Here is a 12,806-nt window from a genome sequence, read left to right on the forward strand (position 1 = left end):
AGTGGAATGCGATCAGGAGAGCATGTCTGTGAACACGGGCATCTGTCGAAAAAAAGACCTTCCCGGAGAAACACCGGGAAGGTCAAGTTGGCCACTGCAAAAATGCATTCCTGTTGCATGACGGCTGACTGCCGTACTGTTAGAACTCGATACGAGCGCCGAACTGCAGGGTACGAGGTCCGACGCTGGTGGTTGAGGTCGACTTGCCGAATGCGGTATCGCCAAGGTTGGTATCCGGCGCCGAGAAGGAAGAGGCGGTATTCATGATGTTGTATGCCTCTGCCCGGAATTTGAAGATGGCATTGCGATAGAGTGCAAAGTTCTTTTCCATCGCCATGTCCTCATCCTCGGTCACGGCATAGCGCACGCTGCCGATGTAGCGGGGAGCGTTGCCGATGGCCAGACTGTTTCCGCTGCTCGCATAGCTGACCGCGGCCGTGTTGAAGTACGTGCCGCTGATGCTGCCCTTACCCTTGGCCAGAGCCTTCTCCGAGGTAATATTCGGACGGGCTACGCCATAGTTGAAGTCCGAGAGTGAGCTGGTCTCTGTCAGGTGGATCGGGAGGCCGTCGTTGAAGCGCAGGATCGTGCTCCACTTCCAGCCGCCGATCACCGCATCGAGAGCGCGGTTCATATCACCGCCGAAGGCCTTGCCGCGGCCAACTGGGATATCCCAGTTCAGCGTGCCGGCAAAGGATTGCGGCATGTCATGCGCACTGACCGAGCGGTCGAGCTTCGGGTTGAAGACATCGCGTACGGCATCGGAAACCTCCCAGCTGTTGTTCTCCGAGGTGTTGTCGATCGCCTTCGACCACTGGTAGGTGAAGAGTGCGCTCAAGCCGTACGCCATCCGCTGGTTGTACTTCACCGAGAGTGCGTTGAAGCTGGAGCTCGACCCGGGGGTGTCGGGAAGCTGGTTGACGCTGCTGAACTGCGGATACTTCACCAGCGTGCGCCAGTAAGGGATGGTGGAACCATAGAGCGAGCTGGTGGTGTCGGTGATTACGCTGGCGTAAGGATTCGCCACCGTTGCAGTCAAGGCCGTGATGCCCTGGCTGAGATACTGCGCGGGCAGCTGGTCGAGGTTCTCCGAGACACCACGCAGCAGCTGGCGGCCCTGGGTGCCGGCATAGCCGACTTCCAGCACACCGGCGCTGCTGAGCTGGTACTGCAGATCGAGGCTATAGTCCTGCACGTACGCGTTGGGATGATGGCGGAAGGTCGCGTTGACGGAATCGCCGAGGTCGGTCAGCGCTCCCAGGCTGCTTCCAGTGGGCTGGCTCTGGCCGTTCGGATAAGGATTCGCGAGCAGGTTGTATGGCGTCACGCCGTTGCCGTTCTCGGTAGCCTCCCAGGTGGTCGTGGCGGAATAGCCGTCGGAGCTGTCCTGAGCGTCAGAGCTGTAGGCATAGGTATTGGGATTGAAGATGCCGTAGCCTGCGCGGGCAACCAGCTTGTCGGTGAGCTTGTAAGCGACCGAGATACGCGGATCGAAGTTCAGGTAGTTCGCATCCCACAGACCGCGCTTCGACGAGTTGAGGAAGCTGAGGCCGCCGGTCAGCGTCGTACCGCTGTCGGTCGTGGTGAGCGAGGGATCGAAGTTGTTCAGGCGGTTGTAGCGCTCGGTGCGCGGCCCCTGAAGGTCATAACGAAGCCCGGCGGAGACGGTCAGGCGATCGTTGACGCGATACGTATCCTGCACATACCAGCCCCAGTTGATCTGCTGCAGATCGAGCTCCACCTGGTAGATCGTGTTGCCGCTGCTGCCAGCGCCGAGAAGCAGCGAAGCGACGGCATCACCTGTACCGGTGCCACTGGCGCCGGGCGTAGGACCGGCGGTCATGTTGGACGTGAAGTTAAAGATGGGGGAATAGAGATTGTGCGGATACAGGCGCTCGATCTCACCGAGGAAGCCGAACTTGAGGCTGTGCCGGCTCAGCTGGCGGGAGACGTTGATCTGCAGGCCATCGGTTTCATGCGGCGTATCTGCATAGGAGTTCTGACCAAGGGTCGCGTAGTTGCTGAAGCTGAACTCAGGCCACGCATCGCTCTCCTGCCACTGGCTGGTCGTGGAGCTGGAAAAGCCGAGCGCGGTCGGATCGTGCCCGAAGCTGGGCGAGGTGTCCTGCTCCGTCCACTTGCCATAGCTCACAACAGCGTTGATGACCCAGTCCGGAGTGGGAGTCCAGGTGTTGTTGATCAGGATGACCTGGCGGAAATCGTTTTCGCCCTGGTTCGGATTGAAACCAGGCACCGAGGGAAAGTAATTGGCTGCCGGATTGTGCTGCCAGGCCTTGGTGATACGGGCAAAAATCGAATCCTTGGGGCCAAAGACATAATCGCCGCGGATATCGATCTTGTCGTAGTTCGAGGGGTCTTCGGAATTGATGTAGTAGTTGTACGAGGTGTTGTTCGCGTACTGGGACATGGGCTCGGGGAAGAGTGAGGCAATGGTCTTGCCGACGGAGTCCATGCGTGCAGAGGGGATGGCGTTGCTGCCGTATTCGGAGGCGAAGGTTACGCGGTTGCCGCTGGAGTCGAGGTTGAAGGGATCGTAGAGGGTTTCACCCGAAGAGGAAAAGTCGCCGCTGCGCTCGGCAGCGGTCGGCATAAAGCCGCTGAAGGAGTCCGCACTCGCCTGACGAAGACCTTCATAGGCGAAGAAGAAGAATGCCTTGTTCTTCCAGACCGGGCCACCGATGCTGCCGCCGAACTGATTACGTTGATAGAGCGGACGGGCCACTCCGGCGTGGTTATTGTCCCAGTTGTTGGCATCCAGATGGTCGTTGCGGAAGTACTCAAAGGCGCTGCCGTGGAAGTCGTTGCTGCCGGCCTTGGTAATAAGGCTGACCACGCCGCCGTCCGTGTGGGTGAACTGCGCATCGTAAGCGGTGCGCTGCACCTGCACTTCGGCCGTGGCATCCATATTCGGAGTAGCGATGGCGCCGCCGAGATCGGGAGCAACGATCGAAGCACCGTCCACCAGCACCGAGGTGCTCTCGTCGCGTCCGCCGTTCAGTGAGAAGCGGTTCTGGTTCTGGTCGGTCATATACGCATTGAGACCGGTGCGGACGGAGACGACTCCGGCGGTGCTCTGCACCGCATACAGCGGATTGCGGAAGCTGGTCGGCATCAGTTCGAGCTGATCGGACTCGATGGTGACTTCACGGTTGGCGGTCTGAGTATCCAGACCAATCGGAGATGAGCTGACCTGGACGACCTGCGCGGCAGTACCGACCTGCAGCTGGACATCTTCTTCGGCGCGCTGGCTGCCGGTGAGCGTGATGCCGTTCTCGACGAAGTTCTTATAGCCGTTCATCGTCACGGAGAGCTGGTAGTTGCCGGGGAGAAGCTGGTTAGCGGTATAGAGGCCGGAGGCATCCGTACTTAAGGTGCGGGTCTCGTTGGTGTCGACATTCCGGATCATGACCGTTGCGCCATTTACGGCGCCCCCACTCTGATCCGTGACCGTACCGGTGATAGCGGCGGTGAAGCTCTGCGCATGCAACGAAAAGAAGGAGCAGCCGGGAAATACCAAGAAGGTGAGTAAGAAAAACATCCGCCAGAGGCGACGGCCCAAAATCTGTTCTGGCTGGAAAGGATCCTGCGTGTGGCATACACCGCTTCGGCGGCCACAATCCGACTGACACATTTGCATCCTCCTGAAATCCACTGCTTCGATCAACTGCTGTTTAGGGCTCGAAAGGCCTCAAGCAAAGCTCGGCCAGAGAAGGTGTGAGGAATCACCCCAAAGCTGTAAGAGGCTGCTTGTTGGTGGGACAGTACCCACCCTGCAGGAAGAGAATCCATGTATTTCACAGTTTCTTCACAGTGAAGCAGAGAGCGGACGGAACAGGCCCCGCCACAGGCAAAACTATTGGAAAAACGTGGGTTCGCTGGGTGTGAAAGGCTCGGTGCGCAGAGGTGTGCGGCCTGTTTCGAGCCGTGAAGCGTGCGGAGAACTTCTCCTGCGATGCATGCCGCAAAAGGCGAGCGAGGACTCCCGGGCTCGATGAGAGCGCTCTCGTCCTGCTCGCGATCGCGCATCGCCATGCTGCTATCCGGGCAGCGATATTCAACTAGACGAAGGTTCTATGGATCAGCGTGAGCCCGATGCAGCCGCGACTGTGCTTCCCTTCCCGATCGTCTCTGGAGCGAACGGATAAGCGGGCGCTGCTCCCGGAAAGCTGACCATGATGTGCTGGAAGACTACACCGGGATCCCCGTAATAGAGCACCAGTGTGTGCTTCCCAGGCGTGAGACTGCCCAGGGGAACAATCTGCACCATCGCATTGCGGAGAACATTGGCAGCCCAGGGACTCAACCCAGCCTGGTGCGCCTCGGCTCCGGCTGCGTCAAGAACGATGGGCGCACCGCCGTCTATAGAGAGCGCGTAGCGCAGGCGTTGGCTGGAATCGACCGGGAAGGAAGGCAACAGATAGATGGAAGCCGTGGCCTCACCGCTGGTCGAAGTCGTGAAGTCATAGCGGAGCGAAGGAGTCTGCGCAATCGCCTCGGCGCGTTTCTCCATCTGCGTCCAGGCGGCGGGTGATGCAGCTCCAGGACCGGCGATTGAGACCGAGCCACCGGACCTGCTTCGATTCAGGGAAAGGTCAAGCCCCAGATCCAGGCCAAGGTCGGGCCATATCTCCCACGCTGCCTGCGGCATGTCCTTACGGGCGGCGAAGTGCGCGGCATTAATGGAGATGGTTCCGTTCTGCTCGACAAAGCCCTGCTCGGAGGTCTCGGAAGATGCCGAGTTCTTCGGTGCGCGCCAGTCTCCCGGAAGCTGAAGTGGAGCCGTGGCCAGAACGGTGGCGGTCTCCGGCATCTCGAAGACGCGGCGATCGCGAGGATGCGAAGACATCATGCCGTCCCACTTGCCGCCGGCGAGCTGGTTGTAATCGGCGGTAAGGCTCTGCACGCGATCGTAGGCGGCCTTCGCCTCGACGGAGTCATGATCGACCGCGGCGAAATCGCGGCCGTGCTGGGCGAGATAGCTGCGGTCGGTCCACAGGAACTTGAGAGCATGCGCGCTGCTAGCCTCGACTGGATAGGCGACGAGTTCGAAGAAGGCATCGCGTTGATCGGGCTTGATCTTCTCTGCGAGGGAACGGGATTCGGCAGCGAGCTGTTGCCATGCGGCCATCATCTGCTGGTTCTGGTCGCCCCAGGCGAGCGGGTTGAAGGCCGTGCGCTGCACTGCGTCGTCATAGCCGTTGAAGCCCATGAACTCCGGCTTGCGCAGAAAGGTGAGCTGGTACCAGTGGTCCATCAGCGAAGCCATCGCCGTTCCCTGCCCGCCAAACTGCGCGGTATACCAGCTCTGGAGGTAGTCCGGCTGCGAGACGTCGCGAAAGGATGGCTCCTGCCACGCCATCCGCAGGAAGTACTCGATATCACTCTCGGCGGGCTTAAGGTCGCCTACGTTCAGGATCCAGAGCTTACGCACGCCGTGATCCCAGGCCTTGGTCAGCTCCTCGCGCATGAGCGCCGGAGGTGTGCTGCACAACCAGAGATAGTCATGCGGCGTGCCCCAGTAGGAGACGTGGTAATAGAGCGCGCTGCCGCCGCTGCGCGCACGCTCTTCGGCATCGGGAAGCTGACGGATGTAGCCGAAGTTATCGTCGGTCCAGCCGAGTGTGACGTCGTCCGGCACCTTCATTCCCACGCGATAGAGATCGATCGACTCCTTGTAGAGCCAGATGACCTGTGGAATCTTCGCAAGGTCCGGATTCACGCGGCGTGCAAGGATGGCGCGCTGATCGGCGATGGCCTGCTCGACCAGCTGCGCCTTCACCTCGTTGCTGCCAGTCGCTTCCAGGCCGGTATCGTGCTGTCCACGCATGCCGACGGTGTAGAAGTTTTCGTACTGACCGTTAACTTCAAGTCCCTTGTCCCAATAGCGGTCGATGGCATCGCGGTTGATCTGGTAGTTCCACGGACCGTCACGCCCCTCGTCCCACTCGCCGACGTTATCACGCAGCAGCGCCTCGGAGTGCGAGGAGCCCATCACAATGCCCCACTCGGCAGCAAGCTTCGCATTTTCCGGTACCGCATGAAACGGCATGGTGCCGGGATGCATTGCCGGCCACAGCGTGTTGGCGTGCAGACGCAACAGCAGCTCAAAGACGCGGGCATACGTATGCGGACCGATGTTGCGCAGCTGCGGGTCCATCTTCTTCGCAGCCCAGGGACGGATGCCCCAGTCTTCATCATTGATAAAGATGCCGCGATACTGTACAGCAGGCGGAGGCTGCACAAAGTGCTGCTGCATAATCGCCGCCGAGGTGTGATGTGCGATGGGTACGTCGGCCCACCAGCTCCAGGGCGAGACGCCGATGGCGCGGCTAAGGCCAAAGAGCGCAAAGGCCGCGCCGCGCGGGTCGCTACCAGCGATCACCAGGGCACGAGCTACGCCGGGCAGCGGATGATCGACAATGCTGACACTCGCAGCTTCCCATTGGCCTGCGATGGCCGAGGTGTCAAGCTGTCCGCTGTGCGCGAGTGCATCGATCATCGCCGAGTGACCAAGCGTGCCGACGAGAATCATCTGTTGCTCGCCGGATACTTTATTCACAACGGTGGGCCGGACACCGGAGACAGCGCGGACATCCGCCGCAAATGCGTTTGCGACTGTGCGCACCGGCGCCGCATCGCCGTCCGCCACATAAATGGGTGTCGCGCGGCCATGATCGAAGAGCGGGAAAGCGCTTGTATCGACTGGCCGGTCGAGAATCAACGCCGGAGCATCATGATCGGCTTCCTGCGCGAAAGCAGGGAGCGCAGCAGCAGCGCAGAGCAGCGCCGTGAGGCCGGCGGCAGCAGTCGAGAATTTCCAACGACGAAGCATCAGTAGGCGTTCCATTCAAAGATTGAGACTGGAGTCTCCGCAGCAGGAAATACGAGACGAAGATAGCGGGCGCGCGGCAGGCCGGTGATCGTCACGGGGGAGCCCACTTCGCCGGTGGAGTTGTGATCCTCGACGGAAGTCCACCGCCTGCCATCGAGCGAAGCCAGAAGCTTGAAGCGATAGGGCTTCCATGCGTATTCAAAGCGAATCTCGGTACGGCTGGGCTGCATCACCCGGTGCAGATCGAGCTGCAGCCACGCCTCTTTCTCTGCTGCGGCAGGAATCCAGCGAGTTGCGTAGTTATCATCGGTGACGCGCTTCGCGTCGTGGACGGCATCGAGTGACGAAGAAGCGGTGGCCGTGACCGGCAGGGCTCCGGCATCACGCGGCGTCTGCCGCAGCAGCGCGGGGCCGAGGTGCGTAGGCACGATCTTCTGCGGCTCACCGTCGGGGCCGAACTTCAACTCATCCATGCAGAGCTGGCGACGGACAGAACTGCTGTCGAACGGCAGGCTGTGACGGTGATAGACGATGTAGCTCTTGCCGCCGCGCGCGAAGATAGCGTGATGGCCGGGGCCGAGGATGCTGTTCGCCGGATCGCTGACCAGCAGCGGGCTGTTTACCCCTTCGCGGAATGGCCCGAGCGGAGAGCTGCCGACGGCGTAGCGCACGTTGTAGGTGGAGTCGGTGGTCTTGCCCTCCGAATACATCAGGAAATAGCGGCCACCGTGCTTATACATAAAAGGTGCTTCGAAGTAGTGCCCGGGCGTGACGTCGCGCGGCTCACCGTCGAAGGTGACCATGTCCGGTTTGAGCTTCACCACAAAGCAATGGCCGTTTACCCAGTGCAGTCCTGAACCCCAGTAGAGATAGGCCTGCCCGTCGGTGTCGAGGAAAACCTCGGCGTCGATCATGTGATAGCCGGGACGATAGTTGCCGGGGATGAGCGGCTTGCTTCCGAGAGCGTTTTTCCAAGGACCTGTGGGCCAGTCGGCGATGCCAACCCACACCTCGCTGCCCACCGAAACATACATATAGTAGCGGCCGTTCTTCGCGATGACCGACGGAGCCCAGATCATGCTGTCACCGGAGGTCGGACTGGTGGCCGCTTCTTTCGTGGGCCAGTTCAGCGAGCACCAGCGCCAGTGCTCGAGATCCGTGGAGCGCCAGCAGCCGAGCGTACGGCCTCCCCATGGGTCTTCCGTCGCGTAAACGAAGGTTTCCTTTGCGGTCTGGAGCACGGAGGCATCCGCGTAATAACCAGGGATGAAGGGATTCGGATTGTGCGGAGCATCCCAACTCACTTGCGTGGCTTCACTCGCATTGCCGGGAACTGCGGCATGGGCATTCTGGAAAACGTATACAACGGATGCGAGCGTTATCCACAGCCACAGCTTCGATCGTAGACCTTTCAAAAGGCGTTCCGTCCTCTCCACTTCTTCTTTCACCCATTGTGCCTGTGCTCCTTGATTCAGGACAATCTCGAAACAGACAGAAATCCGGCACGGTCAGGGCAAGAAAGAAATGAGCGGAAGCCATGCTTCCGCTCGAGGACTGTTCGTCTCAAGATAAGGCTAAAATACTCGTCAGCGGCCGCTGGAGAGCGCATGCGTAGCCTGCCCCCGGGCGCGCAGATACTCCACTAACTCAGCGGGCTTATTGGTCTGGATGCCGTCGGCGCCAAGATCAAGAGCCTGCTGCCATACGGATGGATTGTCCATTTCATCCAGACGATCCACGTAGATCTTCGCCCCGGTGTTCTTTGCGCAGGCAATGATTTCTGGCTTGAAGTCATCGGCATCATACGCGATCACCTTCGGATGCAGGTGCGCGACCAGCGATCCGCACACCTCGGCATTCTCGGCCTCGGGCATCACGCGCAGCGCGGGCTGCAGCTTCTCCACATCGTGCAGAAAGAAAGGATCGCCATAAATGACAACATGATCTTCCATATGATGGCGATAGATGGTGTCGATCAGCAGCTTCGGATCGGCATCTTTCGTGTCGACATAAATGCCGATTTTGCCATGCGCCAGCTCAAGCGCCTCGTCGAAGGTAGGCACCTTCGTCCCGGCAAAGGCCTGAGAGAACTTGCTCCCTGCATCGAGTGCCCGGATTTGTGCAAAGCTAAGATGGTTCACCTTTCCCGTGCCATTGGTCGTGCGGTCCACGCTGCTGTCATGCATCAGGATCAGCTTGCCGTCAGAGGTAGTGCGCACGTCACACTCGAAGAAGTCGGCTCCCGCGTCAATCGCCGCCTGAAAAGCAGGCAGCGTGTTTTCCGGATGATGCAGATGTTCGCCGCGATGCGAGATCACGATGATCTTCTGCTTCGCGGCTGCTTGATCGGCAGACCCGGCCTGCGCAGCGGCCGAAGCCGCTGCCAGACAGAGTCCGAGGACAGGAAGAATGTGCGTCTTGAACAATCTGTTTCTCCTTGTGGCGCAGCCGCGTCTTAGAAGCGCATCCGTCCGCTCACCTGCAGCGTGCGGGCATCCTGCGCCTTGGTGAGCTGGCCGAAGTTGCCGCTGGTGATCGAAGTGCCGAGACCGTCGAACTGCGGGTGATTGAAGGCGTTGTACGCGTCCGCGCGGAAGGTGAAGGTGACCTTCTCCTTGATCGGAACATCGCGCATCAGGCCAAGGTTCCATACATTCTGTCCCGGTCCGAAGAGAGAAGCACGTGCACCGTTGCCCAGTGTGTCTTTCGGCGTGATCGCGAATGCATCGGTGTTGAACCAGTGCTCAAGCGTGCGCTGGCCCCGGCCAATGTGCGGATTGCCGACGCGCGTCACGTACTGCGCGTTGCTGAAGAGACCGAGCGTGTTGGACTGGCTTACGTGATAGGGATAACCAACCTGGAAGGCGGCAATCGTGCTCACGCGCCAGTGGCCCAGTGCCTGGCTGAGTACTGGTGTCGAGCGCAGGAAGCGTCCGCCTTGACCGATCGGCAGATTCCACACTCCGGTCAGCGAGAGACGCTGCGGGATGTCGGTCATCGCCGTGCCCCACTGCGCATGCAGATTGTACGCATTCTGGATGCCCACGGCATTGCCGCGTGCCGAAGGATCGACGTCATCCATCTGCTTGGCATAGGTGTAAGCCGCGAGAATCGAGAGGCCGTTCTTCCAGCGATGCGTGAGCTGTGCGAGCAGCGCGTTGTAGCCTGAGGCGCCACCGTTCACGTAGTAGGTCACATTGAGAAACTGCGGATAAGGACGAAGGCTCTGCGCTTCAGAGTTGCCATAGCAGCAGCCTGTGCTGGGCGCGATCTGGTTGCTGGGTAACTGGATCGGCAGATGCACGCCGTGGTTGCCCTGATAGTCGACCTCGGCCAGCCAGCCGTTGCCGAGATCCTGCTGAACACCGAACTGCCACTGCTGGATATAAGCCAGAACACCATTCCGTTGCAGACGATCGACATTCGAGGTGGGGTCGGTCAGGCTGGTCGGGATCGATGGCTCACCATTGGCGTCGACCTGCGGCGAATAAGCAGGCACGCCATTATCGAGCTGATACGGCGGAGTGATGCCGTCCGCGCTTTCGAAGGTGGTGTCCACGGTTGTCTTCGAGGTGGTGGCCGTCATGGCGAAGCCGATGCCCGGCAGCTCATAGACACCATAGCCGCCGCGCACCACCGTGTTCTTCAGCGCGTGATAGCTGAAGCCCACGCGAGGCAGGAACCCCATATAAGTGCGGCCAATGAGCGTGTGCGGCGCGCCGTCGTAGCCGGCAAATTCAATCGCACCCTGCTTGCCGGTGGTTGAGTCGGTGAGATTCGGATTGAAAGTGTACATCTGGTCGCGCGTCTCGGTAAAGGGACCATCGAACTCCCAGCGCAGCCCGAGATTCACGGTGAGCTTCTCGAACATGCGGTAGTCGTCCTGCACATAGAGCGAGCCGTACTTCGAAGTTTCGCGGAACCAGGTGTCGTTCGTGTCGATGGTGGTCGAGTCCGGCAGGCCGAGCTCGAGATCGGCGATGCCTGTCACCGGCTGTCCGGAGGTAGAGGTGAACTGACCCGAGAAGTCATAGTTGCCTGAGAGCACGCCCGGCTCGTATTGGCTGAAGTGGTAGTTCATGAATTCGCCACCGAGCGAGAGCGAGTGCCGCCCAAGCTGCAGCACCATCGCGTCATTCAGGATGTAGTGCCCATCGAGCGTGTACTGGTAGGAGCCGGGGCCAAGGCCATAGAGGCCATTGACGCTCAGGTTGGGAAACCCGTTCAGGATCACGCCCTTCAGGCCCAGCGACGAGGCATCGACCGGATAGACATCGGAGAAATTCACCTCGGAGACATAACCGAAGCGAGCTTCATTCGAGATGCGTGGGCTGAAGATGTGGCTCCACGAGGTCTCATAGTGGTCGTCCTTCCAGCCGTTCGCCGCCGAGGTGTTGGCCGCATTCGGAATGTATGTGACCGCTCCGGTCGTTGGGCCATCGCGCGAAAACTTCGCCCAGATATGGTCGTAGTCGGTGGTATTAAAGTCCACGCGATCGGCGTTATAGAGATACGTGTTGTGGCTGGGCGGATTGACACAGTAGTTGTAAGTCAGGTAGTTGCAGTTCGGCTGCGGATAGTAGGCAAGCAGAGCCTTGCCCACCGTATCCATGCGGTCAGATGGAATGATGTTTCCCGCGAATGGCGTGCCGGTAATGGTGCCGTTCACCAGCTTGAGCGTGGTGGGGTCGTAGATGGTCGGCGTCTGCTGCCCCTGCGGGTCCAGGCCGGAGAAGTCGCCGGTGCGCTCGGCCGCGGTCGGAACATTGGTGTCCAGCGTGTTCGCGCTGTTATTGATGGTGTTTTCCCAATCGGTGAAAAAGAACAGGCGATGCTTGCGCCCATCGAAGAGCCAGGGAATCCGCACCGGACCACCGACCGAACCGCCGAAATAATTGAAGACATTCACCGGACGGTCCGTATTGGGAGCATCGAAATACTGCAGCGCGTTCATGCTCTGATCGTTGTGATACTCGAACAGGCTGCCGTGAAAGGTCTGCGTGCCGGACTTCGTCGTGGTGAGGATAGCGCCGCCACCGGACTGGCCATACTGCGCCGAGAAGGGCGAGGTGAGCACCTGCAGCTCTTCGGTCGAATCGGGTGTGGGCACAAGACCATAAGTGCCATCGACGCCCATGTTGCTGGGCAGGCCGTCAATAATGATCGGGTTCGTGTCCGGGCGCCCACCGCCGAGAGAGATATTGTTCGGATTCGAATAGTCGGAGCTGGAGCCTGCTGCGCCCGGCACCTGCGCGGCCAGCAGAAACTCCTGTGAAGATCCGTTCGACCCGGTCATGGCTTCCGGCACGTTCACAAGATCGTCCGATCCGAATTGCGTGCCGATCTGGGGATTCGCATCGTTCAATGCGGTGCCCTGGGCATTGACCGTGATCACCTGCGACTGCGTGCCGATCGCCAGCACCGCATCCACTTGGGCTTCCTGGTTCAGCACCAGCTGGATCGCCGAAGTCTTGTACTCCTCGTAGCCGTCCTTCTGTACGCCGACGACATATTCTCCAGGCTTCAGAAATGAGACACGGTAGCTGCCACGCTGATTGGTGACGGTCTTGTATGCCGCAGAGGTCGCCGTTTCAACGACCGTGATCTGAGCTCCGGCAACGGCGCCATGGCTTGCATCGGTAACCACGCCGCTCAGAGAGGCATAAAAGGTCTGCGCAAACAGAGAGGATCCGGACACGATCGAGAATAGAACGAGGAAGAAAACCGACAAAGCCCCATGGCAGACACCTCGCTGGCCTCGAGCGGCAGAAGCGCTCGACGATACCAGGAGGCGCGGCGGAGCAAAGGAGCGACGCTGGCAAAGCATAAAGTCCCCCAAAAAAGAAAAACGATCAAAGTGGCCCTGTGTGGGCAGTCTGCGAATATGCGTGATGGAGATGGCCCTCACATCGCCGACACCATGACTTGTAGCATTCAATTGTGAATAATGAAC

At 59.9% G+C, this 12,806-nt stretch carries 5 protein-coding genes; all 5 read right to left on the reverse strand.

Features of this window, described 5'->3' with window-relative positions:
- Positions 1–139: 139 nt before the first annotated feature.
- The 5 genes from ESZ00_RS15815 to ESZ00_RS15835 all read right to left on the reverse strand — a co-directional run bounded on the left by ESZ00_RS15815 (position 140) and on the right by ESZ00_RS15835 (position 12,551).
- Positions 140–3,559, reverse strand: a complete 3,420-nt coding sequence (locus ESZ00_RS15815; RefSeq protein ID WP_164981547.1) for a TonB-dependent receptor — start codon at positions 3,557–3,559, stop codon at positions 140–142.
- Positions 3,560–4,099: 540 nt separating this feature from the next.
- Positions 4,100–6,853: a glycosyl hydrolase 115 family protein gene (locus tag ESZ00_RS15820; protein WP_164981548.1), complete on the reverse strand. Its 2,754-nt coding sequence runs from the start codon at positions 6,851–6,853 to the stop codon at positions 4,100–4,102.
- Positions 6,853–8,268, reverse strand: coding sequence for a family 43 glycosylhydrolase (locus ESZ00_RS15825; RefSeq protein WP_204520225.1), 1,416 nt, complete (start codon positions 8,266–8,268; stop codon positions 6,853–6,855). Before ESZ00_RS15825 ends, ESZ00_RS15820 begins: the two co-directional genes overlap by 1 nt.
- Before the next feature lie 171 nt (positions 8,269–8,439).
- A complete protein-coding gene (locus ESZ00_RS15830) occupies positions 8,440–9,279 on the reverse strand; it encodes a glycerophosphodiester phosphodiesterase (RefSeq protein ID WP_229741321.1) in 840 nt (279 codons plus the stop codon).
- A gap of 29 nt (positions 9,280–9,308) precedes the next feature.
- Positions 9,309–12,551, reverse strand: coding sequence for an outer membrane beta-barrel protein (locus tag ESZ00_RS15835; protein WP_229741319.1), 3,243 nt, complete (start codon positions 12,549–12,551; stop codon positions 9,309–9,311).
- Positions 12,552–12,806 lie beyond the last annotated feature (255 nt).

The organism is Silvibacterium dinghuense, assembly GCF_004123295.1.
Lineage (GTDB): Bacteria > Acidobacteriota > Terriglobia > Terriglobales > Acidobacteriaceae > Silvibacterium > Silvibacterium dinghuense.

Bases quoted from the DNA above. Each gene is read 5' to 3' on its own strand.
- ESZ00_RS15815 (WP_164981547.1), bottom strand. From the start codon at position 3,559: ATGTTTTTCTTACTCACCTTCTTGGTATTTCCCGGCTGCTCCTTCTTT.
- ESZ00_RS15820 (WP_164981548.1), bottom strand. From the start codon at position 6,853: ATGCTTCGTCGTTGGAAATTCTCGACTGCTGCCGCCGGCCTCACGGCG.